Below are 24,336 nucleotides of genomic sequence, written 5' to 3'. Positions count from 1 at the left end.
ACGCCACGCCGGCGCACGGGTGGCGGGACCAAGCGGCGACGGACGTGACCGGTGAAAGACGGGGCGAAACACGCGGGCCGTCGGGAGGGCGTCGCCCGACGATCCGACTACTCCAAGCGGCCCACGTCGCCGAGGACCGCGCTGGCGGTCTCGGGGCCGCCGGCGCCGCGTCCGGAGATGTTGAGCCGGCCGGCGTGGGAGGTCTCGATCTGGACGATGTTCTGCGTCCCGGAGACCGCGAGCGTCCCGTTCTCGGGGACGAGCCGCGGCGCGACGCGAACGGTCTCGCCGGTCGCCTCGCCGATCAGCCGGACCGTCTGCCCGTCCTCGGCCGCGAGCCGGAGCGCGGAGCCGGGGACGTCGCGGATCCCGGCGACGTCGGCGTCGTCGAGCGTGAACTCCCGGGCGTCGGCGGGGTCGTCGGCCGCGCCGAACGAGAGCACGTTCGCGAGGATGACGCATTTCAGCGCCGCGTCGGTGCCGTCCACGTCGAACGAGGGGTCCGCCTCGGCGACGCCGAGGTCCTGCGCCTCCGCGAGCACGTGGTCGTAGTCTAACCCCTCCGCGGCCATCCGCGTCAGGATGAAGTTCGCCGTCCCGTTAAGGACGCCCCGGACCGCGGTGACGTGGCCGGGTTCGATGTCCTCGACGGTCGACACGGCCGGTATCGCGCCGCCGACCGTCGCCTCGAACCGGATCGCCCCGTCGCTGTCGTCGACCGCCGCCCGCAGGTCGCCGTAGCGCTCCGCGACCGGGCCCTTGTTCGCGAGGACGGCGTGGCGGTCGCGCTCCAGCGCGGTCGTCACGTGCGAGAAGCCGGGTTCGGCGTCGCCCAGCGTCGTCGGGGTCGCCTCCACGAGGACGTCGTAGTCGGCCGCCAGCGCGTCTTCGGGGTCGTCGTCGCCGACGATCCCCCGTTCGGCCTTCCGGGCCACGACCGCGTCCGGGTCGACGCCGACGGCGTCGCTCCCGCCGTCCGCGACGACCGCCGTCGAGGAGTCAGCGACCGCGACGACCTCGTGGCCGTGTTCGCCCGCCAGCTCGACGACGGAGCGCCCGACCGCGCCCGCGCCGATCACGGCGAGTCTCACGCCTCCACCCCCGTGAGCGGCTCGACGACGCGGAGGTCCTTCTCCGCGGCCAGGTCGCGGACCGCCGCGAGCGCCGCGTCCGTCTCGCCGGCGCGGGCTTCGAGCCGGAGGCGCGCGCTCGACACCTCCTCCGTGCCCTGCGGGGCCGCGAGCGACACGTCGGCGACCGACGCCGACTCGCAGGCCTCGATCCGCGAGAGCGTGTCGGAGAGGTCGGTGTCGATGAGGTGGCCGAAGAGGAGCAGCGTCACCTCCTCGGCGTACCGCTCCGTGCCCGCCTGCATCACGTTCACGCCCTCGCTGCGGAGCGCGTCGACGACCTCCTCGAAGCGCTCGGGGGTCGCCTCGAAGTCGACCTCGACCGGGATCCGCCCGCGGGGCGTCTTGTTCCCGCGCTCGTGGTAGATCGACAGCAGGTTCCCGCCGTTGTCGGCGATCGGGTGGAGCGCGGCGAGCAGCTGTCCGGGCTCGTCGACCAGCTCCAGCCGGACCGTGTGCGTCGAGGGAGTCGCGGCCGCGTGGCCGCCGTCCGGGGCGGTGCCGGCGTCCGCGTCGGCGTCGGCGAGCGAGGCCTCCGGCGTCCCGTCGCGGCGGTCGCTCACGCCGTCACCTCCGGCGTCTCGCCGCGGTCGGCCCCGTCGCGATCGGTACGACCGATCGCGCGCGGTCGGGGGCACGGTCCTGTCCCCGGCGTGGAGCGGTCGCTCGGTGGCTCCGTCGCGGTGCGCCGGGGGGGAGTCGTACCCGTTTGCATACCCGAACGGAGTCGGACGATCCGGTATAAGCCTTCGGCGGGGGCAGGCGTTGCCTCGCTCCCGCGCCTGTCAACGCGGCGCACGGTCCGCGGCGAGTCGTCACCGAGCGAGCGAGACCGGCCGACTCCGAGGTGCTAGCGCGCGGGGATGCCCGCACAGTTATGTGTCGGGGGGCTGTCGAGTCGGTGTGAACTCCCTCCCCGCCGTTCGACGACGGTCGCGACGACGCCGCCCGTTCGGAACCGGACCCCGCAGCCCCGCACCGAGGTAACGATGGGGGACGACGGACTCACCGTCAGCGGTCCGAAGACGAGGCGCGGTGCGGTGATCATGCTGCTGGTCGGGCTCGCGGCGACCGGCTACGGCGCGTACGACTACACCCAGCAGTCGAACGCCGTGGCCGACGCCGTTACGGTCGACGCCGAGATCACCGACCTCGCCGTGGAGTCGACCTCGTCCGGAAGCAGCACTGACGTCGACTACCGCCCGGTCGTGCGGTTCACCTACGAGTACGAGGGCACCGCGTACGCGAGCACTAACGTCTTTCCGGCGTCGATCTCGCCGACCTACGACACCGAGTCGGCGGCCCGGTCGGTGATCGAAGGGTACGCCGTCGGCGATCCGGCGACCGCCCACGTCGACCCGGCGGACCCGGACGGGGCGTTCCTGACGGACCGCACGTCGAACGCGCCGCTCGTCGCGGTCGCGGTCGGAGTGGCTTTCGTCCTCGTCGGCGGTCGGTCGGCGATCCGGTAGGGCCGTCGCTGTGGGGGCGAACGCGCCGAGAAGACAGAGAGACCGCAGTAGACCGCAGACGGCGACCGCGGGGCCGAGACCGCGTCGTCGACTTAGAAGTAGTCGATCGACTGCGGCAGTTCGAGCTTCATCCCCTTGCGCTCGCGGATCTCCATGATCTTCTCGCGCTGGAGGTTGTCGACGAGCACGCGGAAGCCCGCGTTCTCGGTGTTCCACGAGGCGCGGCCCTCGGTGGCCGAGCGGATGTCGGAGGAGAACCCGATCATCTCCTCGACGGGCGCGATGCCCTCGACGACCATCAGGTCGCCCTCCTGGTACATGTCGTCGACGCGACCGCGGCGGCCCTGGATCTCGCCGGAGGCCGCGCCCATGTGCTCCGAGGGGACGTCGATACGGACGTCCTGAATCGGTTCGAGCAGGCGGACCTCGCCGTCGATCAGCGAGCGGTGGACCGCGTCGCGGACCGCCGGGATGACCTGCGCCGGACCGCGGTGGATGGTGTCCTCGTGGAGCTTCGCGTCGTGGAGCCGGAACAGCGACCCCTGAACGGGCTCGGCGGCCAGCGGGCCGTCGTCGAGCGCTTCCTGAAGCCCTTCGAGGACGAGCTCCATCGTCTCGTTGAGGTGCTGAATCCCCTTCGTGTCGTCGATGAGGATGTTCGTCCGGTGGATGTCCTCGACGTTCTGGGAGGTGTCCTTGTCCATGCCGGCCTCCTGTAGCGCCTCGCGGCGCTCCAGTTCGGGCATGTCCATCGAGACCTCGCCGAGCTGGATGGCGTCGACGATATCCTGGGCCATCGGCTCGACGGTGATGTAGAACTTGTTGTGGCGGTTCGGCGACTGCCCCTCGACCTCGCGGGACGACTCCTGGGGCTGCTCGCGGAACACGACGATCGGCTCGCCGGTGATGACCGGGATGCCCTGGTTGTCGCGGATCCGCTGGGTGATCACTTCGAGGTGGAGCTCGCCCTGCCCGCTGATGAGGTGCTCGCCGGTGTCCTCGTTGATCTCGATCTGGATCGTCGGGTCCTCCTTGGCGACCTGCTGGAGCGTCTCGATGAGCTTCGGCAGGTCGTCCATGTTCTGGGCCTCGACGGACTTCGTGATGACCGGCTCGGAGATGTGCTCGATCGACTCGAACGGCGTCATCTCCACCGAGGAGACGGTGGAGCCGGCGATGGCGTCACGCAGTCCGGTGACCGACGCGATGTTCCCCGCCGGGACGCGGTCCACCTCCTCGCGCTCGGACCCCATGAAGAGGCCGACGCTCTGGATGCGGTTCTTGCCGGCGGTGCCGGAGACGTACAGCTCCTGCCCCTTCTCCAGCGTGCCGGAGAAGACGCGGCCCGTCGCGATCTCGCCCGCGTGCGGGTCCATCGAGATGTCGGTGACCATGAAGACGACCTCGCCGTCCTCGTTGACCATCCGCATCGTGTCGGCCAGCTCGCTCTCCGCGTCGCCGCGCCAGATGCGCGGGACACGGCGGGGCTGGGCATCGACCGGGTTCGGGAAGTGCTCGCAGACCATGTCGAGCACGACGTCCGACAGCGGCGTCCGCTCGTGGAGCTCCTCGCGCTTGTCGTTCTGCTCGAGCTCCATGATGTCGCCGAAGTCCATGCCGGTCCGCTGCATCGAGGGCATCGAGACGCCCCACTTGTACAGCGCGGAGCCGAAGCCGACCGTGCCGTCCTCGACGGAGACGGTCCAGTCCTCGGGGATGTCGTCCATGTTCTCGGCCATCCCGCGGATGAGCTCGTTGACGTCGGCGATGACCGACATCAGCCGCTCTTGCATCTCTTGGGGCCCCTCCTGGAGCTCGGAGATGAGGCGGTCGACCTTGTTGATGAACAGCGTCGGCTTCACGCCCTCGCGGAGCGCCTGCCGGAGCACCGTCTCGGTCTGGGGCATCGCGCCCTCGACGGCGTCGACGACCACCAGCGCGCCGTCGACCGCGCGCATCGCGCGGGTGACGTCGCCCCCGAAGTCCACGTGGCCCGGGGTGTCGATGAGGTTGATGAGGTGGTTGGTGTCCTCGTACTCGTGGGTCATCGAGACGTTCGCCGCGTCGATGGTGATCCCGCGCTCCTGCTCGTCCTCCTTCGTGTCCATCGCGAGCTGCTCGCCCGCGGTGTCCTCGGAGATCATGCCGGCACCGGCCAGCAGGTTGTCGGAGAGCGTCGTCTTCCCGTGGTCGACGTGGGCGGCGATGGCGATGTTCCGGATGTGCTCCGGGTTGTCCATCAGCCGCTCACATTCCTGAACGATCTTCTTGCGTCGGCCCATTATACCGAGTGTTACCGAAAGGAGGGTCAAAAGGGTAGTGTTTCGTCGCGGCCGATTCGCCGGGGATCACCCCCGATCGCCGCCGATTTCGTGTCGATCCGTGTCACGGAACGACCGCCGCGGTCGGGCGGGCGAGCCGCGAGCGGAGCGGGCATCGGCGCGGTTTTAAGGGCCGACTCGGGAAACGGGGAGTATGAACGAGACGCTCTCACGGCTCGTCGACAGCGGCGTCGTCGCGGTGCTGCGCGGGGTGCCCGCCGACCGGCTCATCGAGATCGCGGAGGCACTCCGCGAGGGCGGCGTCACCGCCGTCGAGATCACCGCGGACACGCCGAACGTCGCGGACCTCATCGGCGAGGTCGCCGGCTCCTTCGACGACGAACTGGTCGTCGGCACGGGGACGGTCCTCGACAGCGAGACGGCCCGGACGACGCTGATGGCCGGCGCGGAGTTCGTCGTCTCGCCGAGCCTCCACGAGGACGTCATCGAGACGTGCAACCGCTACGGCGCGGTCAGCGCGCCCGGCGTGATGACGCCAACCGAGGCGGTCCGCGGCTACGAGGCCGGCGCCGACTTCGTGAAGGTGTTCCCGGCGAAGACCGTCGGTCCGGACCACCTCGGCGCGATGAAGGGACCGCTCGGTCAGATCCCGATGATGCCGACCGGCGGCGTCAGCCCGGACAACGCCGCGGACTACGTCGACGCGGGCGCGTTCGCGGTCGGCGCGGGCGGGGCGCTCGTCGACTACGACGCGGCCGAGCGCGGCGACTACGAGGTCATCACCGAGACCGCCCGGGAGTTCACGCGCGTGGTCGAAGAGGCGCGCGGTGACGCGTAACGGGACCGAGCGCCCGGGATCGTTGCCCCGGTCCCGACCGGTCGGACGTGACAGCGAAACGTGAGTATCAGGTTATCTCGTCGGCCGACGTACGAAGGGTATGAGCATGATCCGATGACCGCCGGAGCGGGCGGCGTCTGCGTTCGCTGCGGGACCTCGACCGCGACGGACCTGCTCGTCGTCGTCAATTCGGTGGACGACCCCCTCCAAGTGTCCGAGTGCGCCGGCTGCGGTGCCGTCGTGCGGATCGCCGGTCACGACTGGTGAGACCGGGCGACAGATCGCCGCCCCCGCCGCAGCCGCTCACATGAAGTCCGCGATGCCAGACTGCTTGTTCGTGTCGTCCTCGAAGATCGACTCCAGCGACTGGTCTAACACCTTCAGCCGCTGTTTCGTGTAGGGGCGACAGTCGAACCGCTCCGCCACCTCGATGGCGGTGTCGACGTACTTGCTCACCGACCCCTCGTGGACCGTGAGGTTCACGCGGCCGCCGCACTCGCGGCACTCGCCCGTCAGCGGCATCCGCCGGTACTTCTCGCCGCAGTCGAGACAGCGCGTCTCCTGCCGCGAGAACGCCCGGAGGTTCCCGATGATGTCCGGCAGGAAGTGGTACTCGATCACCCGCTCGGCCACGTCGGTCTCGTCGACCGCGCGCAGCTTCCGGGCCAGCTCCAGCTGCGCGTCCATCTTCTCCATCATGTCTCCGAGCGTCTTGTACGCCGACAGGTCCGGCCCCATCGCGATGTCGGTCGTGTCGTGGGTGTGGTCGAACCCGTGGTACTCGTCGTCGGTCCCGAGCGTGTCCTCGCCGATCTGGATCAGCGCCTCGACCTCCTCCGGGTCCGCCAGCTCCCGCGACGCCTCGTACAGCTCCAGCGGGTACTCGCGCACGATGTCGACGTTGTGCGCCTCGTCGTCGATCTCCGAGGGGTCGATCCGCGAGGACATCACCAGCGGCGCGTCCATCCGGCCGCCTCGTTGGTCCGGCAGAAATTCTTTCGAGAAGTTGAGAAGGCCGTCCATGAGCAGCATTACGCAATCCTCGTCTCCGTCGCAGTTGCGCCTCTTGGCGGCGTGAAAGTACGGATGCGCGTATCCGACTGCGGCCGAGGTAAAACCTACCACTCTTCCGACAGTCGCGGCGCTCGTGTGGGGGGCCATCCCGAAGACGAGCTCGCCGACGAGGTCGTCGCGCTCGTTCACCTCGTAGAAGCGGTCGAGCCCGTAGAACTGTTCGAGCAGGTCGTCGACGAAGTCCGCGGTCTTGAGCATGTGCTCGGCCGCGCCGTCCGAGAGGACGATGTCCTGGACGCGGAGTTCGACCACCTGGTCGTCGTGGCGCAGCGGCTCGCCGTCGACGTCGGTCTCGTAGCCGAGCTCGCGGAAGTGGTCCGCGGTGACGTCGAGCTCCTCGGGCCGGACCGCGGTGACCGGGAGGTCGGTCATGTCGTAGCGCACCGTCCCGTCCTTGAACGACGTGACGCCGTTCTTCGCGCGGAGGACGCCCTTCTCGACTGGTTCCGGCGTCTTGTTCCGCGAGGTGAGCCCCTGAACGCCCTTCAGGATCTCGAAGGCGGACTCGCGCTCGCCGACCGTCTCCAGCGCGGAGCGGTACGCGTCGTTGACGTCGACCTCTTGGTACGTCGCGGCCGTCACCTCCCACTCGCAGTTCGGACACTCGACGCGGCCGGCCTCGTCGGGCTCGCAGACCGTGCCGCAGTCGTTACACTCGTAGTGCGGCTCCGTGTGCGTCTCGCAGTCGGGACACAGCGCGGCGTAGGTGTGCTCGCCGCAGTCGGGGCAGACGCGGTCGGAGACCTCCAGTTCGTGTCGCCCGCGGCGGCCCGTGTCGTCCATCACGTTCGCGGCCTCGGCGACGTCGCGCTGTGGTCCGCCCGCCTCGTTGATCGGGAAGAGCGTGTGGACCGCCGGCGAGAGGTCGCGGCTCTCCGACTTCTCGGGGCGGCCCATCCGGTTGCCGATCCGGGTCGGGGCGCGCTCGCGCACTTCGAACGGCGCGACCTCGTTGACCGCGCGGATCGCGTTCTCGCCGTCGGCGTACTCCCGGGCCGCCGCCGAGAGGTCGTCGGCGTCCCACTCCTTGCGGAGCCCGTCGTCGATCCCGAGCGACCGCGCGAGGGGCCGCCACGTGGAGATCCGGAGGGCGTCCGGGGTCGCGGCGTGTTCGATCAGCAGCGACTCCAACGCGTCCTGTACCGGGTCGGTGCGCTCGATCGCGAGGACGCCCTCGACGACGTCGCCCGCGGCGACCGCGTCCGCGAGCGCCGCGAAGGCGTCGACCGACACGTCGTGCCAGAGGTACGTGTACTCCGGATGGAGCGGACAGTCGTACTCGCGCGCCCACGAGAGCGCCCGGTCGACGCCGGGGTGTTCGAGGTCGACGTGCGGGTCGTCGCGGAGCGCGCGGACGTCGGCCCCGGCCGCCTCGAACTCTTGGACCCACCACTCGGGGGCGTACGACGCGGGCGCGAGCGGGTGGTTGTTCTCGACGAACTCCCCGTAGTTGACGAGGTACTCGCCCAAGTCGAGGACCTTCTCGACGCCGTTCCGGAGCTCCTTCGCCTCCTCGGGGTCGTCGATCCGGCGGACTTCGCCGTTCGCGAGGCGGACGGTCGGCCCCTCGATGGAGTCGACCGGGACGACGCCGTGGGCCTTCCCCGGCCGCTCGGTCTTGATCTGCGTGCCGGCCGCGAGGAAGTCGTCGACGATGTGCATCGTCGCGGGGTGGACGCCGCCGGTCGCGAAACCGTGGTTGCGGGCGCGACCGTACCGGAGCCGGAACCCACCCGCCTCGCTGGGGTGGGTGAACACCGGTCGACCGGCGATGAGGTCCCGGAGGAACTTCTGCGAGGGGTCGGCGCGGACCGGGCCGTCGACCCCGGTTTCGGCCGGGCCGTCGGCCTCCGGTTCGCTCTCCGGCGCGTCGGGGTCACCGTCCTCGTCCGCGCCGTCGGCGGGCTCGGCGTCCGGCTCGTCGCCGTCGCCCGCCCCGTCCTTCCCGATCGTCCCGTCGATCAGATCCTGGAGCCACGGCCAGTCGACCTCCTCGAGGTCGCGGGTGTAGCGCTGGATCTTCGGGGCCTTCAGCGCGATCCCCTCGGCGGCGACGAGGCACATCCCGCCGCGCGCGGAGTTGGTGTCGACGCGTTCGAGGTCGCGGAACCCAGAGACCTCTTCGTCGCTCGTCGCCTCCCCGTCGAGCATGACGGGGATGTGCTTGGCGATGAACTTCGACTCCTTGTCCTTCGGCGTGTACTGGAGGCCGGTGTCCTTGTCGTAGAGGGCGATCTCCTCGGCGTAGCGCTCGACCTCCACGTCGCGGGGCTTGTACTCGTCGACGTCGAGCAGCGCCCGGGCGTAGTCGGCGACGAGCACGGACAGCGCCTGCGCGGTCCCGCCGGCCGACCGGATCGGCCCGGCGTAGTAGACGTTGACGAACTCCGTGCCGTCGTCGTTCTCCAGCAGTTCGACGCGGTCGATCCCCTCGATCGGCGCGGCGACGACCCCCTCGGTGAGCAGCGCGACCGCGGTCCGGACCGCCCCCTCGATCTTCCCCTCGCGGGAGTCGTAGTCGCCGACGTTTCCGTCGACGAAGTCGGTGACCAGCTCCAGGGCCGCCTCCTCGCGGGACATCTCGCCCTCGAGGTCGCGGACGCGCTCCGCGACGCCGTCGATGCCGAGGATGTTCTCGACGCGGTCGGCCATGTCGCGGGCGATCGGGATCTCGATCTCCGGCTCCGGGTCCCGCCCCTGCCCTTTCGCCGTCTCCGCGACGTCCCACGCCTCGTCGAGCCGCTCTTCGATCCGCGCGAAGTAGCGCTCGTCGTCCGGTCTCATCGGGGCTCGGTCGCGGGGTTCGGACGGCGCGCTCGTCGGGTCACAGCCACAGGTCGAGGTCGGTAGCCTCGTCGTGCGAGCGCTCCAGCGGCTCGGCGAACGCGCGGAGGTGACACTCGCCGGCCCAGACGGTCGCCGAGTCGAGGTGGCCCGCGAGCGCCTGACCGCTCGGCCGGGAGAGAACGACGTGGGTGTGTGCGAAGACGTCGCCCTCTAAGAGCGAGACGTTGCCCACGCAGGCGGCCACCTCCAGCGGTTCGTCGAACGTGACCGAGCGGTACTCGGTCTCGTCCTGGTCGTAGAACCAGACGTCCGCGTCCTGAACCGCTCCGAGCGCCGTGAACCACCCGGCCTCGACGTCCTCAGCGCGGGCGAGGGACTCGATCTCCTCGCGCCAGTCGGCCCCCGTTTCGAACCGCGCGACGTACTCCGCCGTGGGTTCGACTTCGCGATGGTACATAGCAACGTGCCACGGCGGCCGGGGAGAAAAAGGCTTCAGTCGGACCGAGTTGGCCGGATGAATTGAATTCGATATAGCGCTATACGATACATTCAACGATCACAGGAGGAGGTTCGTGGAACGACGCTAGACGCGAGCGACGGCGTCTCCGCCGTCGAAACGGCGGATCAGCACAGAATGGCGTCGCGACTCGCGGAGCGGAAAGAGAGAGAGAAGGCCGGGTCGCCCGGATCAGCTCAGAACGGGGCCTGCGGGCCTTCGTCGTCGCCGCCGTCGTCGGTCGTCTCGCCGGGGAAGGAGGGGGACATCCCGCCGCCGCTGCTGGTGCCGCCGAGGTCGCCGTCCGCGCCGGCGGCCGCGCCGGTGTCGGCGTGGACCGTCTCGATCTCGGGGATCTCCTTGACCATCCGGGACTTGATCGCCTGAATCGTCATCGGGGAGATGCCGCAGCCGGAGCAGGCCCCACCGAGCTGGACCGTCACCTCGCCCTTCTCGCGGTCGAGGTGGGCGATGGCGGCGCTGCCGCCGTGCATCTGGATCTGCGGGAAGTTGCGCCGCAGGAAGTTCGTGATCCGCTCGCGGAGTTCGTTGTCCCCGTCAGCCGTGTCCGTGCTCATGCCCGCGAGTTGGCGGGCACCGGGCTTATGCCTTTGGTTCGGCCGGATCCGGCGGAGAGACGCGCGCCGCGTCGAGTCACTCCGGTCGGTCGACACCCAGTGTCCGGTACAGTTCGGACTCGATCCGGTCGACGTACTCCTCCAGCGTCTCCTCGAACGTCTCGTCGTCGACCGGGACCGCGCCGCGGATGCGCTCGCGCGGGTTCTCCGGGAGTTCGACGCGGAACTCGCCGTCCTCGTAGAACGGCTCCGACTCGTTGAGCACGGTCTGGTCGATGCCGTGGATCAGCTCCGAGTCGTACCGGTCGTTCATCTGGTTGAACGCGTTCTTGTACGCCCGTTGAAGCTCGTTGAAGTAGTGCGCGTACTTGTCCTCGAACTTCTCCGGGTCGAACTCGTCGGCCATGTCGCAAGCGTGGGCTCGGCGGGAAAAAAGCCGGTCGATCGCCGCCGAGACGCCGAAACGGACGGGACGTTCGGGATCGCGGTCAGCGGAGGAATTCGGGCGTGGAGGACAAAATAAACCACATGTCGCGATATAGAATCTGATCGGCGGGGTGATCGGACTCGAGGCGCGAGTCACGGGTTCGACGGCGAGAGACGCGAACCGCGAGCGACGGCGGATCGACGCACCGCCGCCCGCGTTCGGCGAAAACGGACAAAAAAGCCGGGAGGGCGGCGACCGCGTTACTCGAGGTCGAAGCGGTCGAGCTTCATGACCTCGCTCCACGTCGCGGCGAAGTCCTCGACGAACTGCTCCTCGTCACTGGCGTACACGTCGGCGATGGTGCGGAGGCGCGCGTTCGAGCCGAAGATGAGGTCGGCGCGCGTCGCTTCCCACGCGACCTCGCCGGTCTCGCGGTCGCGGATCTCGTAGACGTCCTCGTCTTCGGTGACCGCGTCCCACTCGTACTCCATGTCGAGCAGGTTCGCGAAGAAGTCGTTCGTGAGCGTGCCGGGCTCGTCGGTGAAGACGCCGCGGTCGGAGTCGCCGTAGGTCGCGCCGAGCGCGCGCAGGCCGCCGGCCAGTACGGTCATCTCGCTGGCCGTCAGGTTCAGCAGGTCGGCCTTGTCGACCATGAGGTCCTCGACGTCCTCGTCCGTGTCGCCGAGGTAGTTACGGAAGCCGTCGGCCTCGGGCTTGAGCGCCTCGAAGGAGTCGACGTCGGTCTGCTCCGCGGTGGCGTCGACGCGACCGGGCTCGAACGGCACCTCGACGTCGTACCCTGCGTCGGCCGCGGCCCGCTCGACGGCCGCGGTCCCGCCGAGGACGATGAGGTCGGCGAGCGAGACGCGGACGTCGTCGGAGCGCGACTCGTTGAAGTCGGCCTGAACGGCTTCGAGCGCGGAGAGGACGTCCGAGAGCCGCGCGGGCTCGTTGGCCTCCCAGCTCCGCTGCGGTTCGAGGCGGATGCGAGCGCCGTTCGCGCCGCCGCGCTTGTCGCTGTCGCGGTAGGTGGACGCCGCCGCCCACGCGGTCTTGACGAGCTCGTCGACCGACAGCTCGGAGTCGAGCAGTTCGGACTTGAGCTCGGCGACCTCCTCCTCGCCGACGACCTCGTAGTCGGCCTCCGGCAGGGGGTCCTGCCAGATCATCGTCTCCTCCGGGACCTCGGGACCGAGGAACCGCTCCGGCGGGCCCATGTCGCGGTGGATGAGCTTGTACCACGCCTTCGCGAACGTCTCCTGGAACTCGTCGGGGTCGTCGCGGAACTCCTCTAAGACAGCCCGGAAGTCGTCGTCGTACTTCAGGGCGACGTCCGTCGTGAGCATCATGACGTCCTCCGTGTCGTCGGGATCCGCGACGCCGGGCGCGGCGTCGTCAAGCTCGTCGTTCTCCGTGGTCCACTGCCACGCGCCGCCGGGGCCCTTCTCGGGCTCCCAGTCGTAGCTGAGCAGGTTGTTGACGTAGCTCATGTCCCAGACGGTCGGGGTCGCGTTCCACGGTCCCTCAATGCCGCTGGTGATCGCGTCGGGGCCCATCCCCTCGCCGAACTCGTTGTCCCAGCCGAGTCCCTGGAGGTCGATGGGTGCGTCCTCGGGCTCCGGACCGAGGTTGTCGCCGTCGTCCGCGCCGTGGACCTTCCCGAAGGTGTGGCCGCCGGCGATGAGGGCGACGGTCTCCTTGTCGTTCATCGCCATGCGGCTGAACGACTGCCGGATGTTCTTCGCGGAGCCCTCGAGGTCGGGCTCGCCGTTCGGGCCCTCCGGGTTCACGTAGATGAGGCCCATCACGGTGTTCCCGAGCGGCGCTTTGAGGTCGCCGTCCTCGTCGAAGCGCTCCTCGGAGGTCGTCTCGAACTCGCTTTCGGGGCCCCAGTCGACCGCGTCGTCGCCTCTGAAATCGTCCTCGCGGCCGCCCGCGAAGCCGAACGTCTCGAAGCCCATCGATTCGAGCGCGACGTTGCCGGCGAGGATAATGAGATCCGCCCACGAGAGCTTCTCGCCGTACTTCGTCTTCACCGGCTCCAGCAGCCGTCGGGCCTTGTCGAGGTTGACGTTGTCCGGCCAGCTGCTGATCGGGGGGAGCCGCTGGTGGCCGCCGGCCGCACCGCCGCGGCCGTCGAGCGAGCGGTACGTGCCCGCGCTGTGCCACGCCATCCGGATGAACAGCGGGCCGTAGTGCCCGTAGTCGGCGGGCCACCACTCCTTCGAGTCTGTCATCACGTCTTCGAGGTCGGACTTGACCGCCTCGAGGTCGAGCTCTTCGAACGCCTCCGCGTAGTCGAACTCAGAGCCGTACGGACCGATGTCGGCGGAGTTCCGGTCGAGCAACTCCAAGTCCAACTGGTCGGGCCACCACTCTTGAGTGTTACTAGCCATCAAAAAGTGGTGGCCCCTCGGTACTGATAATATTGTCCAATTCGGAGAGAGAATTATCGGTATAACGGAGGGTTTCTATCGAAATAATGAAGTTCTATTTGTTAATGTGCGAAGTCGGCGTCGCGGACCGCAGCGCCGCTCCACGGGGAGTTCGGAGTCGAACGGCGAGGGTCGAGCCGGCGACGCCTCGGCGTGCCGGGAGATCAGTGGTCGTGCGGGGAAGTCGCAGCCGCAGATCGCGGCGGCGCATCGGTTTGCGCCGCGGGGACCGCGCGTGACCGGAGAGCCGGGGTCGAGAGCGGCCCGGAGTCTCCGAGGGGAGGCGCTCAGCGGTTCAGCGTGTGGATCGCCTGTCCGCGCGCGTTCTCGGCCGCCTCCATCACGGCCTCCGCGAGGGTCGGGTGGGTGTGGACGGTGGCGGCCACGTCCTCGAGGGTCGCGCCCATCTCGATCGCCAGCGCGACCTCCGCGATCAGCTCCGACGCCTCAGGTCCGACGATCTGCCCGCCGAGGACGAACCCGGTCTCCTCGTCGGCGACGATCCGGACGAACCCCTCGGTGTGGCCGGTCGTCATCGCGCGACCGGAAGCGTTGAACGGCATCTCGCCGACGACGGCGTCGAAGCCGGCGTCCGCCGCCTCGTCCGCGGTCATCCCGACCGTGCCGATCTCGGGGTCGGTGAACACCGCAGCCGGGACCGCCTGCCGGTCGAGCGCGGCGGGTTCGCCGGCGATCACCTCGGCGGCGACGATCCCCTCGTTCGAGGCCGCGTGCGCGAGCATCGGGTCGCCGGCGACGTCGCCGACGGCGTGGATGTGCTCGACCGCCGTGCGGGTCCGGTCGTCCGTCTCGATGAAGCCGCGGTCGTCCGTCTCGATCCCCGCGTTCTCGACGTCGAGCCCGTCGGTAACGGGCTGGCGGCCGACGGCGACGAGGATCCTGTCGACGCCGTACGTCGACTCCTCGCCCTCCTCCGTCTCGGTGTGGAGAAGGTAGCCGCCGTCGGGGGCCTCGGCCCACTCGCTCGCGCCCTCGCCGAACTGGAACTCGACGCCCAGCTCCGCGGCGCGTTTGCGGACGACCCGCTTCACGTCGTCCTCGTAGGGGTCGAGGATGTCGTCGAGCATCTCGACGACCGTCACGTCGGCCCCGAGCTTGGCGTACGTGGTCGCCAGCTCCATGCCGATGTAGCCGCCGCCGACGATCCCGAGCCGGTCCGGGACGGTGTCGGCGTCGAGCGCGTCCGCGGAGCTCCAGACGTGGTCCTCGGCGAACTCGAAGCCCGGGATCTGGATCGGACGCGAACCGGTCGCGACGACCGCGTGTTCGAACGAGAGGGTCTCGGAGCCCTGCCCGTCGCCGCCGTGCGCGACCCGGACGGTGTCCTCGCCGACGAACGAGGCGGTGCCCTCGATCAGGTTCACGCCGTTCGCCTTACAGAGCTTCTCGACGCCGCCAGTCAGCCGGTCGACGACGCCGTCCTTCCACTCGACCATCTTCCCCATGTCGACGGCGGGGTCCGCGTGGACGCCCATGAACTCCGCGTTGCCCGCCTCGTGCGCGAGCCCGCTGCCGGTGATGAGCGCCTTCGAGGGGATGCAGCCGCGGTTGAGACACGCGCCGCCGTAGGCGTCCTTCTCGACCAGCGTCGTGTCGAGCCCCTCCTGTGCGGCGCGGATGGCGGCGACGTAGCCGCCCGGCCCCGCGCCGATGACCAGTACCTCCGTTCCCGTGGTGACGTCTCCGACGACCATTATTGGTTGAGTAGCAGCAGCGGGTTTTCTAAGTGTTCCATGACGGTGTTCGCGAACCGGGCCGCGACCGCGCCGTCGACGACCCGGTGGTCGATCGACAGCGACAGCGGCAGCGTCGGAGCCGGAACGACCTCGCTCGCGCCGTCGCGCTCGCGCACGACCGGGCGCTCCTCGATGGCCCCGAGCCCGAGGATCGCGGTCTCGGGGTAGTTGATGATCGGCGTCGCGTACTCGCCGCCGATGGCGCCGAAGTTGGTGATCGAGAAGGTCCCGCCCTTCATCTCCGCGGGTTTGAGCTTGCGCTCGCGGGCGCGGGCGGCGAGGTCGTTCACCTCGTCGGCCAGCTCGAAGAGCCCCTTCTCGTCGACGTTCTCGACGACGGGAACCATGAGGCCGGCGTCGGTCGCGACGGCGATGCCGAGGTTGTACTCGCCCTTCAGGACGATCTCCTCGTCCTCCTCGCGGAGCTCGCTGTTGAGGTACGGGTACTCCTTCAGCCCCGCGACGATGGCCTTCATCACGAACGGCATGTACGTGAGCTTCACGTCCCGCGCCTCGGCCGTCGGCTTCAGCTCCTCGCGCGCCTCCACGAGCGCGTCGACCTCGGCGGTGTCGTGGTGGGTGACGTGCGGGGCGGTGTACTTCGACCGCTCCATCTGCTTGCCGATGGTCCGCCTGACGCCGCGGTAGGGGACGGTCTCGTCGCCGTCTGCGGGCGCCTCCGTCTCCGACGCGTCGGCGGTAGTGCCGGCGGCGGTCGAACCGTCGGCGGCGTCGGAGACGGCGGGTTCCGTCCCCGCGCCCACGTCGACCGGCTCCGGGTCGGGCGTCGGTTCGGCGGCCGACTCGAGCGCGTCGGCGTACGCGTCCACGGCCTCGGCCGTGACGAACGCCTCGCCGTCGCGGGTCTCGTCGGTCGGCACGTCGTCGACGTCGACGCCGCGCTCGCGCGCGGCCTTCCGGGTCGCGGGCGTCGCGAGCGTCGTGTCNCCGCCCGCCGCGGATCCGGCGGACGCCGTCGCACCGTCCCCGTTCCGCTTGCTGACCGCGACCTTGCGGTCGCCGGAACCGGCGTCGGTCGGCGTCGGCGCGGGACGCGGCTCGGGGGCGTCGTCGTCGCCGCTCGCGTCGGCGGACCCCGCGCCGCCCTCGGCGTGCGCCCGGACGTCCGACTCGCTCACGCGGCCGCCCGGGCCGCTCCCGTCGACGGCCGCGACGTCGACGCCGAGCTCGCGGGCGAGCCGGCGGGCCGACGGCGGCGCGAAGGTGCGCCCCGAGGGCGTGTCTGGCTCGGCGTCGGCGGCCTCGGCGTCGGCCTCCTCGGCGACCGGCTCCGCCGCCGACTCGTCGGCCGAGTCGGGCTCCGGTGCCGTTTCGGTTCCCGCGTCGTCGGCGGCGGCCGCCTCGGCGTCGCCCTCCTCGTCGACGCGGAAGGAGATGATTACGTCGCCGACGGGGACCATCTCCCCCTCCTCGGCGAACAGCTTCTCGACGACGCCGTCGTAGCTCGACGGCACCTCGACGAGCGCCTTGTCGGTCTCGACCTCGGCGACGGGCTGGTCCTCCTCGACGCGGTCGCCGGGGGCGACCAGCCAGCTGACCAGCTCGCCCTCCGCGACGCCCTCGCCGACGTCCGGCAGCTTGAACTCCTCGACGGTCATGCGCTCTCCTCCTCGGCGGTCATGCGTCGGCCTCCGCGACTGTCATGAGTGTATCTCCGGCGGTCATCTTAAAATTCGACCGCCTCCAGGATGCCGTCCTCGATGCGCGCCGCAGACGGGAGGTAGTAGTCCTCCAGCGCGTACAGGGGGTACGGCACGTCGAACCCGGCGACGCGGCCGATCGGCGCTTCCTGGTACAACAGCGCCTCCTCTTGGAGGATCGCGGTGATCTCGCCCGCGAGGCCGCCGGTCTTCGGGGCCTCGTGGACGACGACCGCGCGGCCCGTCTTCTCGAACGCCTCGACGATCGCCTCGCGGTCGAGCGGGGAGACCGTGCGGAGGTCGACGACCTCGCACTCGATCCCCTCCTCGCCGAGCGTCTCGGCCGCCTCCAGCGTGGGACGGGTCATCGCGCCGTAGGTGAACACGGCGACGTCGTCGCCCTCGCGCCGCGTGGCCGCCTCGCCGATGGGGACGGTGTACGGCTCCTCGGGGACCTGCTCGCGGAACGCCCGGTAGATCAGCTTCGGTTCGAGGAAGACCACCGGGTCGGGGTCGCGGATCGACGCCGCGAGCAGTCCCTTCGCCTCGTAGGGCGTCGAGGGGATGACGACCTTCAGCCCGGCCTCGTGGGCGTAGAACGCCTCCTTCGACTCGGAGTGGTGTTCCGGCGCGCGGATGCCGCCGCCGTAGGGGGCGCGCAGCGTCATGGGGAGCGTGAACCGCCCGCGGCTGCGGGTCCGGAACCGCGCCATGTGCGAGACGATCTGGTCGAATCCGGGGTACATGAACCCGGAGAACTGGATCTCCGGGACCGGCCGCATCCCCATCGCCGCCATGCCGACCGCGGTGCCGACGATGCCGGACTCGGCCAGCGGCGTGTCGATCACCCGGTCGCCGCCGAACTCGTCGTACAGGCCCTCGGTCGCGCGGAAGACGCCGCCGTTCTTCCCGACGTCTTGGCCCATCACGACGACGTCGTCGTCCTCGCGCAGTTCGGAGTGTAGTCCGTCTCGTACCGCCTGTACCAGCGTGAGATTCTGTGTGTCAGTCATTCAGTCCTCCAGGAACGCGGCGTCGCCGCGCTCGTCGCGCAGCGCGGCGAACTCCTCGTACTGTCGCTCCAGTTCGGGCGGGAGCTCCGCGTAGGCGTGTTCGAACAGCTCCCGCGGGTCGGGGCGCGCCATCGACTCCGCCGCGTCGATCGCGTCCGCGACCTGCCCCTCGACCGACGACTCGATCTCGGCGACGCGCTCGTCGTCGAGGATCCCCTCGCCGCGGAGGTACGACTCCAGCCGGTCGATCGGGTCCTTCCGCTTCCAGCGCTCGACCTCGTCGTCGTCGCGGTAGACGGTCGGGTCGTCGGCGGTCGTGTGCGCGCCGAACCGGTACTGGACCGCCTCGATGAGCGTCGGTCGCGGGCGGTCGGCGTCGGGGTCGCGCGCCTTCTCTAAGGCGGCCGTCGTGACGCTGTACACCGCGAGCGGGTCCATCCCGTCGACCTGGACGCCGTCGATCCCGTACGCCTCCGCCTTCTGCGCCAGCGTGGCGCTCCGGGTCTGCCGCTCGCGGGGGACCGAGATCGCCCACTGGTTGTTGTTACAGAAGAAGACGGTCGGCGTGTCGAACACGCCGGCGAAGTTGACCCCCTCGTGGAAGTCGCCCTCGCTCGTCGCGCCGTCGCCGAAGTAACAGAGAAACGCGTCGTCCTCGCCGCGGAGCTTCGAGGCCCACGCGGCGCCCGTGGCGTGGGGGATCTGCGACGCGATGGGGACGGCGACGGGGAAGACGTTGACGTCCGGCGGCGCGTTGTTGCCGTCCTCGTGGCCCATCCAGTAGAGCAGCGTCTGTTTCAGCGGGAGCCCGTGGACGAGGGCCGCGCCGTGCTCGCGGTACGACGGGACCATCCAGTCGTCGTCGTCGAGCGCGTACGCCGACCCGATCTGGGCCCCCTCCTGGCCGGAGAGCGGGGGGTACGTCCCCATCCGCCCCTGTCGTTGGAGGCTCACGGCGCGCCCGTCGAAGTGACGCGCCAGCCGCATGTGCCTGTACATCTCGACGAGCGACTCGTCGTCGAGGTCGGGGACGTCGCCGACGGCCTCCCCGTCCTCGTCGAGGACGCGAACCGTATCGTCGTACGCCCTGTCGAACACGCTCACGGTCGAACCCACCTTCGCATGTCCGATCCGTCCAGCGCCCGGGTAATATCGTTTTCGTAAATAATTTAGTATACCCAGAAATAGCGGCTTCGCGATGAGAAACCGTCCATCAGACGGGGAGAGAATCGGACATTTTTGAACAAACTCGGAGTGGTACGGCAATATTTTCGTCAAGATGGGCGTTTCACCGGTCAGTAACGGACGAACAGGAAGGTTTTCGCGCGCGAGTCGGCCGGGCGACTGCGGGGCGAGGGTCGCGGCGGCGCGACTGAGCGGTGAAGCGGACGCCGAACCGAGAAAGGGGCGAAGTCGAGCCGCTATCCGAGTCGGAAGGACGGCTCGTCGGGCTCGCCGTCGAGGTCTTCGAGGTGGATCACGTCGTCGTCGTCGCCCTCGTCGAGCTGTTCGCGGAGGTAGTTGACGTACCGTTTGTGCTCTTCGAGCTGTTCGCGGAGGTGTTCGGCCTCGAGTTCCAGCCGCTCGTGCTCGCGGACGAAGCTCTTCGGGACCTCGATCGTCGGGGGGAACGGCTCGTCGTCGTCGGCCCCGGCCAGTTCCGACTCCGGAACGACCCGGACCTGACCGTCGTGGGCAACGAGCGCCTCCACGTAGTCACGGAAGACCGCCGACAGCGAGATGTCGCGCTCCTCGGCGATGTCGCGGAGCGCCTCGAAGGCGTCCTCGTTGACGCGGAACGAGATCGTCTTGTTCTTGTTGCCCATCACCCGAGCGGTCCGCGCGCGAGTTACTTAAGCGTTTGTCAGACGGTCGCAAGAAACGGCGAAAAGTCGGTCGTTGCGGGGTGACGCGCCCGTTCGGTTCACCGGAACTGCCGAGCGTCGCCGGTTAGGGCTCGGGCGTCCCGGCCGGGTCCGGCTCGTCGCCGGCGTCACCGGCGAGCTCGTCGCCGCTCTCGTCGAGGTCCGCTAACGCCGACAGCGCGGCGGACTTGTACGTCTCGGGGTCGAGGTCGTACTCCTCGCGGGCCATCCGCGCGTACTCGTTGCCCTCGTCGTCGAACGCGGCGACGCGCTCGACGGTGCGGCGGGCGGTCTCCGCGACCCAGCGGTCGCGGGTGGCGGCGTCGACCTCGGTGATCGACTCGGGGCGGACGGAGACACGGACCGTACCGTCGTCGGTCTCGTAGGTCCGGGGTTTCCCCACGACTGCGACGTACGCCGGGGGCTCCAAGTCGCGGAGTTTGGAAGCGGCCTCGGGCTGGTACTGACCGGCGTACACGAAGAACGTGCCCGTCGGGTCGACGATGCGGCCGCGCCAGTACTCGCTGTCCTCGCCGACGTCCTCCTTCTCCGTGAGCGTCCCCACGAAGAACACGCGGTTCGAGGACTCGCCCGTCGGCAACAGCGCGTAGACGGGGGCTCGCTCGTCGTCGGACTCGGTGAACGTGTAGCCGGCGTCGTTGAACTCGCTCGCGAACACGCGCCGGGCGACTTCTCGGGTGGGTGCGGACTGGCTCATGTTAGATCGACCTCGCTTCGATCAGCGCGCTTTCGACGTCGACTGTGCCGGGGTCCTCCATCTCGTCGACCAGGACGTACCGGCCGAAGGTGGGCCCGGTGACGCGGTAGTAGCGCCCGAGCACGTCCTCGCCCATCTCCTCGGCGACGACGGTGGTGTCGAGCGCGTCCATCGCCATGTCCTTGGCCTCCTCGAGGGTCATGCCGGTGAGGTCCTCGGTGGCCTCGCGGTCGAAGATGACCTCGGTGACGGTCTCGCCGTCGTCTAAGACGCCCTTGATCCGCAGGTCGAACTCGCCCTCGACCTGGCCGTGTTCGGAGCAGCGCCCGTTCTGGAGGACGCGCGTACAGTCCTCCTCGGGGCAGCGCTTGATCAGCCCGGAGCCGGACTGGATGTCGACCAGCGCGCCCTCGACGGTGTCGGCGTTGTCGCCGACCTCGATCTCCTCGTCGATCTCGGTGATTCCGGTGGTCCGGTTGAGCTTCACCGAGTAGCTCCCCTCGTACTCGTCGGTGACGACGTTCGAGAGCTCGTACGCCTGCCCCTCGGTCAGCTCGGGGAGGTCGGAGGTCTCGAAGGCGACGAACTTGATCGTGCCCGACTCGTCGCCGAGGAGGCCGACCTGCGAGATGGAGTCGCTGCGGGGCTCCCACAGGTCGACTAGCTCCACGCGCAGGTCGACCCACTGCTCGTCCTCGTCGATGTCGTTGACGAGGACCTCCTCGCTGCCGCCGCGGCCGAGTTCGTCGCGCTCCATCCCGGCGTCTTCGAGGTAGCTGTTGGTGACGCTCCGACTCGCCTCGTCGAGCGGCACGCGGTACTCGTCGACGAGTGTCGTCAGCCGCTCCTCGACGTCGTCGGGATCGACGTCCGTGTGGTCCGAGAACTGTTCCGCTATCGCTTCCGCTTCCTGTCGCAGTTCGCTCATGGGGTGTCTCCGCCTCCGGTCTTGTTTCACTGGGAGGCGTACGAGGGTTGGTTCCTCACCGTATTAAAACGCCCGTGACCGCGGTGAAAGTGAACGGATCCGGCGGGAGCGCACCGCTTCCCGTATTTCGGTGGATCGGCACGGGATCGGATCGCGGGCGAGGACGGGACGCCGGCGACCGCGTCAGACTCGCGTCAGCCGTGCGCGGGCTTCGTTTCGAGTGGAACGCTCCCACGGTTCGAGGTGCCACGGGTCGATCCGAGGGTGAGAAGGGGAGACGCTCGGGGAGCTCAGTCGTCGGCGTCGGGGAACGGCACCTCGATCAGGTCGCCGTCGTCCGGGAGCAGGCACTCGCCGTCGAACGCCTCGCGGGCGTCGCGGCGGATCGGGCGCGGGTCGGCGGCGTACCGCGAGGAGATGTGGACCAAGGCGAGCCGCTTCGCGTTCGCGCGGTCGGCGATCGACCCCGCCTCGCGGCCGGTCGAGTGGGCCGTGTCGCGGGCGCGGTCGGCCATGTCGTCGGCGAACGTGGCGTCGTGGATCAGCAGGTCGGCGTCCGCGGCGGCGTCGACGGTGGCCTCTCGCGGCCGCGTGTCCGCGGTGTACGCCAGCTTGCGGCCGGGGCGCGGCGGACCGACGACCTGTTCCGGTTCGACGACCGTTCCGTCTTCGGCCTCGACCGTCTCCCCCTCGTGGAGCCGACCGAACTTCGGGCCGACGGGGACGCCGAGCTCCTCCGCCCTCGGGCGGTCGAACCGGCCGGGCCGGTCGGCCTCCTCCAAGACGTACCCCTGCGAGACGGTGCGGTGTTCCGTCTCGAACGCCCGGACCTCGTACTCGTCGGTCTCGAAGGCGACCGCGCCGGGTTCGACCGGCTCGACCCGGACCGGAAACGCGGGGTCGTGGCCGACCGCGTGGACGAGGTCGTGGAGCTGTCCGCCGGTTCCGGGCGGGCAGTGGATCGTCAGGGGGTCGGTGCGGTCGTTGAAGCCGAGCGTCTGGACGAGCCCGGGGATGCCGAGGACGTGGTCGCCGTGGAGGTGCGAGACGAACACCCGGTCGACGGCGAACCCGGTGCCGCTGCGCATCATCTCGCGCTGGGTGCCCTCGCCGCAGTCGAAGAGGAAGCGGTCGCCCTCGCGGTTGACGAAGACGGCGCTCGCCGCGCGCTCGACGGTCGGAACGGCCCCGCCCGTCCCGAGGAACGTGACGCGAAGAGACATGGCGAGTGCTCGGGGCGGCGGTTGTAAACCGGTGTCGATGCGGGTGAGCGGAGCGGCCCCGCCCCGCTGCCGACACTCACATCAGGCCGGGGGCCCGAACCCGGCCATGCGAGAGCCGATCGCCGCCTTGGTTCGACAGGAGGGGTGGCGCGCCGAGGGCGCGGCCGCCCGCGTCCACTACGAAGGGGGCAACGACCGGTACGCGGTGGAGTTCTACGCGGACAGCGCCCGCGTCCTCTACTGGTCCGTTCCGACCGACGACGACGAGGGCGGGACGGCCGCGCCGGTCCCGCGCGACGACGTTCCGGATCCGCTCCGGCGGCGCGTCCGGGGCGACCTCGACGAGGCCGGGATCGACACCGGCGTGGAGCGACGCGAACTCTGAACCCGGCGCGCGGTCGGCGGGGCCGAGGTCGCCGTGCGCGCCGGACTGATCGTCCGGTCGACCGGGGCGCTGACGCCGGTGACCGCGGTCGTCGCGGGAGAGATCACCCGATCGAACGGGTGTTACCGGTGTTTTCTGCCGATGTATTTCGGTTCGAAGGAAACCTATTTGCCCGCCTACCTGATACGAATGCGTGATGAGTGGCGTCGAATGGGAGGACGACGATCCCTTCGAAGAGCAGCGGGACAAGATCGAGAATCCGATGAAGCGGCTGTTCGTGGAGTACGGCCGCGACTACGTCCCGCAGGTGACGGTGGGAGTGTTCGCGAGCGTCTTCGCGCGGCTGCTCGACCTGCTACCGCCGCTGATGCTCGGGATCGCCATCGACGCCGTGTTCTACGAGGACGCCCTGTTCAGCGAGCAGATCCCGCTGGTCGTCCTCCCCGACGCGTGGCTACCGGCGGGACAGACCGAGCAGTTCTGGTTCACGATCGCCGTCATCGGGGGTGCGTTCGGGCTCGGCGCCGGCTTCCACTGGATCCGCAACTGGGGGTTCAACGCCTTCGCCCAGAACATCCAGCACGACGTTCGGACGGACACCTACGACAAGATGCAGCGGCTCAACATGGAGTTCTTCTCGGACAAGCAGACCGGGGAGATGATGTCCATCCTCTCGAACGACGTGAACCGGCTCGAACGGTTCCTCAACGACGGGATGAACTCCCTGTTCCGGCTGTCGGTGATGGTCGTCGGGATCGGCGTCCTCCTCTTCTGGATCAACTGGCAGCTCGCTTTGGTCGCGCTGCTGCCGGTCCCGATCATCGGCGGGTTCACCTATCTGTTCATCAGGATCATCCAGCCGAAGTACGCCGAGGTGCGCTCGTCGGTCGGGAAGATGAACTCCCGGCTGGAGAACAACCTCGGCGGCATTCAGGTGATCAAGTCGTCGAACACGGAGCCGTACGAGTCGGACCGCGTCGACGACGTCTCGATGGACTACTTCGACGCCAACTGGGACGCGATCACGACCCGGATCAAGTTCTTCCCCGCGCTCCGGGTGCTCGCCGGCATCGGCTTCGTCCTCACGTTCGTCGTCGGCGGCCTCTGGGTGTTCCAGGAGACGCCGCCGGGGCCGTTCACCGGCGAGCTCTCCGTCGGGATGTTCGTCGTCTTCATCCTCTACACGCAGCGGTTCATCTGGCCGATGGCGCAGTTCGGGCAGATCATCAACATGTACCAGCGCGCCCGCGCCTCCTCGGCGCGGATC

21 protein-coding genes are annotated in these 24,336 nt (G+C 69.4%); 5 read left to right on the top strand and 16 right to left on the bottom strand.

Annotated elements, in window-relative coordinates; translation table 11 throughout:
- Nucleotides 1-107: 107 nt before the first annotated feature.
- Both C464_RS00690 and C464_RS00685 read right to left on the bottom strand, forming a co-directional pair.
- Nucleotides 108-1,091, bottom strand: a complete 984-nt coding sequence (locus tag C464_RS00690; protein ID WP_006111546.1) for a homoserine dehydrogenase — start codon at nucleotides 1,089-1,091, stop codon at nucleotides 108-110.
- On the bottom strand, nucleotides 1,088-1,693 hold the full coding sequence (locus C464_RS00685; RefSeq protein ID WP_006111545.1) for a hypothetical protein: 606 nt from the start codon (nucleotides 1,691-1,693) through the stop codon (nucleotides 1,088-1,090). Before C464_RS00685 ends, C464_RS00690 begins: the two co-directional genes overlap by 4 nt.
- 426 nt (nucleotides 1,694-2,119) lie before the next feature.
- On the opposite strand from C464_RS00685, the gene C464_RS00680 reads away from it, so the two are divergent.
- A complete protein-coding gene (locus C464_RS00680; RefSeq protein WP_006111544.1) occupies nucleotides 2,120-2,602 on the top strand; it encodes a DUF3592 domain-containing protein in 483 nt (160 codons plus the stop codon).
- A 92-nt stretch (nucleotides 2,603-2,694) separates the two neighbouring features.
- Here C464_RS00680 and C464_RS00675 read toward each other — a convergent pair whose 3' ends face one another.
- The gene (locus C464_RS00675) at nucleotides 2,695-4,884 is read right to left on the bottom strand and encodes an elongation factor EF-2 (RefSeq protein ID WP_006111543.1); all 2,190 of its coding nucleotides are present in this window, start codon (nucleotides 4,882-4,884) and stop codon (nucleotides 2,695-2,697) included.
- Nucleotides 4,885-5,077: 193 nt separating this feature from the next.
- Between C464_RS00675 and C464_RS00670 the strand changes: the two genes are divergently transcribed.
- The gene (locus C464_RS00670; RefSeq protein WP_006111542.1) at nucleotides 5,078-5,722 is read left to right on the top strand and encodes a bifunctional 4-hydroxy-2-oxoglutarate aldolase/2-dehydro-3-deoxy-phosphogluconate aldolase; all 645 of its coding nucleotides are present in this window, start codon (nucleotides 5,078-5,080) and stop codon (nucleotides 5,720-5,722) included.
- A 114-nt stretch (nucleotides 5,723-5,836) separates the two neighbouring features.
- On the top strand, nucleotides 5,837-5,989 hold the full coding sequence (locus C464_RS18860) for a hypothetical protein (RefSeq protein WP_161781653.1): 153 nt from the start codon (nucleotides 5,837-5,839) through the stop codon (nucleotides 5,987-5,989).
- Nucleotides 5,990-6,025: 36 nt separating this feature from the next.
- On the opposite strand, the gene C464_RS00665 is transcribed toward C464_RS18860, so the two are convergent.
- From C464_RS00665 to rnz, 13 genes are all read right to left on the bottom strand, one after another.
- Nucleotides 6,026-9,580, bottom strand: a complete 3,555-nt coding sequence (locus C464_RS00665) for a DNA polymerase II large subunit (RefSeq protein WP_006111541.1) — start codon at nucleotides 9,578-9,580, stop codon at nucleotides 6,026-6,028.
- Between the two features lie 40 nt (nucleotides 9,581-9,620).
- On the bottom strand, nucleotides 9,621-10,040 hold the full coding sequence (locus C464_RS00660; RefSeq protein WP_006111540.1) for a PPC domain-containing DNA-binding protein: 420 nt from the start codon (nucleotides 10,038-10,040) through the stop codon (nucleotides 9,621-9,623).
- Nucleotides 10,041-10,276: 236 nt separating this feature from the next.
- On the bottom strand, nucleotides 10,277-10,657 hold the full coding sequence (locus C464_RS00655) for a NifU family protein (RefSeq protein WP_006111539.1): 381 nt from the start codon (nucleotides 10,655-10,657) through the stop codon (nucleotides 10,277-10,279).
- 76 nt (nucleotides 10,658-10,733) lie between these two features.
- On the bottom strand, nucleotides 10,734-11,063 hold the full coding sequence (locus C464_RS00650) for a DUF5783 family protein (RefSeq protein ID WP_006111538.1): 330 nt from the start codon (nucleotides 11,061-11,063) through the stop codon (nucleotides 10,734-10,736).
- 281 nt (nucleotides 11,064-11,344) lie between these two features.
- On the bottom strand, nucleotides 11,345-13,480 hold the full coding sequence (katG, locus tag C464_RS00645) for a catalase/peroxidase HPI (RefSeq protein WP_006111537.1): 2,136 nt from the start codon (nucleotides 13,478-13,480) through the stop codon (nucleotides 11,345-11,347).
- A gap of 326 nt (nucleotides 13,481-13,806) precedes the next feature.
- Nucleotides 13,807-15,234 carry a dihydrolipoyl dehydrogenase gene (lpdA, locus tag C464_RS00640; protein WP_006111536.1) on the bottom strand — a complete coding sequence of 476 codons (1,428 nt, stop codon included), beginning with the start codon at nucleotides 15,232-15,234 and terminating at the stop codon, nucleotides 13,807-13,809.
- Nucleotides 15,234-16,895: a dihydrolipoamide acetyltransferase family protein gene (locus C464_RS00635; RefSeq protein ID WP_006111535.1), complete on the bottom strand. Its 1,662-nt coding sequence runs from the start codon at nucleotides 16,893-16,895 to the stop codon at nucleotides 15,234-15,236. The genes lpdA and C464_RS00635 overlap by 1 nt, the downstream gene beginning before the upstream one ends.
- Before the next feature lie 68 nt (nucleotides 16,896-16,963).
- Nucleotides 16,964-17,950: an alpha-ketoacid dehydrogenase subunit beta gene (locus tag C464_RS00630; RefSeq protein WP_006111534.1), complete on the bottom strand. Its 987-nt coding sequence runs from the start codon at nucleotides 17,948-17,950 to the stop codon at nucleotides 16,964-16,966.
- Nucleotides 17,951-19,054, bottom strand: a complete 1,104-nt coding sequence (gene pdhA / locus C464_RS00625; RefSeq protein ID WP_006111533.1) for a pyruvate dehydrogenase (acetyl-transferring) E1 component subunit alpha — start codon at nucleotides 19,052-19,054, stop codon at nucleotides 17,951-17,953. It abuts the gene before it with no gap.
- A gap of 317 nt (nucleotides 19,055-19,371) precedes the next feature.
- Complete coding sequence (locus C464_RS00620; RefSeq protein WP_006111532.1) at nucleotides 19,372-19,776, bottom strand: hypothetical protein; 405 nt, start codon at nucleotides 19,774-19,776, stop codon at nucleotides 19,372-19,374.
- A 124-nt stretch (nucleotides 19,777-19,900) separates the two neighbouring features.
- Nucleotides 19,901-20,533: an RPA family protein gene (locus C464_RS00615; RefSeq protein ID WP_006111531.1), complete on the bottom strand. Its 633-nt coding sequence runs from the start codon at nucleotides 20,531-20,533 to the stop codon at nucleotides 19,901-19,903.
- A 1-nt stretch (nucleotide 20,534) separates the two neighbouring features.
- Nucleotides 20,535-21,461 carry a replication factor A gene (locus C464_RS00610; RefSeq protein ID WP_006111530.1) on the bottom strand — a complete coding sequence of 309 codons (927 nt, stop codon included), beginning with the start codon at nucleotides 21,459-21,461 and terminating at the stop codon, nucleotides 20,535-20,537.
- A gap of 290 nt (nucleotides 21,462-21,751) precedes the next feature.
- A complete protein-coding gene (rnz, locus tag C464_RS00605; protein WP_006111529.1) occupies nucleotides 21,752-22,684 on the bottom strand; it encodes a ribonuclease Z in 933 nt (310 codons plus the stop codon).
- A 106-nt stretch (nucleotides 22,685-22,790) separates the two neighbouring features.
- Between rnz and C464_RS00600 the strand changes: the two genes are divergently transcribed.
- Both C464_RS00600 and C464_RS00595 read left to right on the top strand, forming a co-directional pair.
- The gene (locus C464_RS00600) at nucleotides 22,791-23,069 is read left to right on the top strand and encodes a DUF7538 family protein (protein ID WP_006111528.1); all 279 of its coding nucleotides are present in this window, start codon (nucleotides 22,791-22,793) and stop codon (nucleotides 23,067-23,069) included.
- A gap of 196 nt (nucleotides 23,070-23,265) precedes the next feature.
- On the top strand, nucleotides 23,266-24,336 hold a 1,071-nt coding region (locus tag C464_RS00595), incomplete at its 3' end, for an ABC transporter ATP-binding protein (RefSeq protein ID WP_006111527.1).

The sequence above is a fragment of the Halorubrum coriense DSM 10284 genome (assembly GCF_000337035.1).
Taxonomy (GTDB): domain Archaea; phylum Halobacteriota; class Halobacteria; order Halobacteriales; family Haloferacaceae; genus Halorubrum; species Halorubrum coriense.
This window is presented reverse-complemented; position numbering and strand designations above follow the sequence as displayed.

What these genes read in the sequence shown, in the direction of transcription:
- rnz (WP_006111529.1), bottom strand. Translation starts at nt 22,684, where the DNA reads ATGTCTCTTCGCGTCACGTTCCTCGGGACGGGCGGGGCCGTTCCGACC.
- C464_RS00610 (WP_006111530.1), bottom strand. Translation starts at nt 21,461, where the DNA reads ATGAGCGAACTGCGACAGGAAGCGGAAGCGATAGCGGAACAGTTCTCG.
- C464_RS00665 (WP_006111541.1), bottom strand. Translation starts at nt 9,580, where the DNA reads ATGAGACCGGACGACGAGCGCTACTTCGCGCGGATCGAAGAGCGGCTC.
- C464_RS00655 (WP_006111539.1), bottom strand. Translation starts at nt 10,657, where the DNA reads ATGAGCACGGACACGGCTGACGGGGACAACGAACTCCGCGAGCGGATC.
- C464_RS00600 (WP_006111528.1), top strand. Translation starts at nt 22,791, where the DNA reads ATGCGAGAGCCGATCGCCGCCTTGGTTCGACAGGAGGGGTGGCGCGCC.
- C464_RS18860 (WP_161781653.1), top strand. Translation starts at nt 5,837, where the DNA reads ATGACCGCCGGAGCGGGCGGCGTCTGCGTTCGCTGCGGGACCTCGACC.
- C464_RS00620 (WP_006111532.1), bottom strand. Translation starts at nt 19,776, where the DNA reads ATGGGCAACAAGAACAAGACGATCTCGTTCCGCGTCAACGAGGACGCC.
- lpdA (WP_006111536.1), bottom strand. Translation starts at nt 15,234, where the DNA reads ATGGTCGTCGGAGACGTCACCACGGGAACGGAGGTACTGGTCATCGGC.
- C464_RS00630 (WP_006111534.1), bottom strand. Translation starts at nt 17,950, where the DNA reads ATGACTGACACACAGAATCTCACGCTGGTACAGGCGGTACGAGACGGA.
- C464_RS00615 (WP_006111531.1), bottom strand. Translation starts at nt 20,533, where the DNA reads ATGAGCCAGTCCGCACCCACCCGAGAAGTCGCCCGGCGCGTGTTCGCG.
- katG (WP_006111537.1), bottom strand. Translation starts at nt 13,480, where the DNA reads ATGGCTAGTAACACTCAAGAGTGGTGGCCCGACCAGTTGGACTTGGAG.
- C464_RS00650 (WP_006111538.1), bottom strand. Translation starts at nt 11,063, where the DNA reads ATGGCCGACGAGTTCGACCCGGAGAAGTTCGAGGACAAGTACGCGCAC.
- C464_RS00680 (WP_006111544.1), top strand. Translation starts at nt 2,120, where the DNA reads ATGGGGGACGACGGACTCACCGTCAGCGGTCCGAAGACGAGGCGCGGT.
- C464_RS00670 (WP_006111542.1), top strand. Translation starts at nt 5,078, where the DNA reads ATGAACGAGACGCTCTCACGGCTCGTCGACAGCGGCGTCGTCGCGGTG.
- C464_RS00660 (WP_006111540.1), bottom strand. Translation starts at nt 10,040, where the DNA reads ATGTACCATCGCGAAGTCGAACCCACGGCGGAGTACGTCGCGCGGTTC.
- C464_RS00675 (WP_006111543.1), bottom strand. Translation starts at nt 4,884, where the DNA reads ATGGGCCGACGCAAGAAGATCGTTCAGGAATGTGAGCGGCTGATGGAC.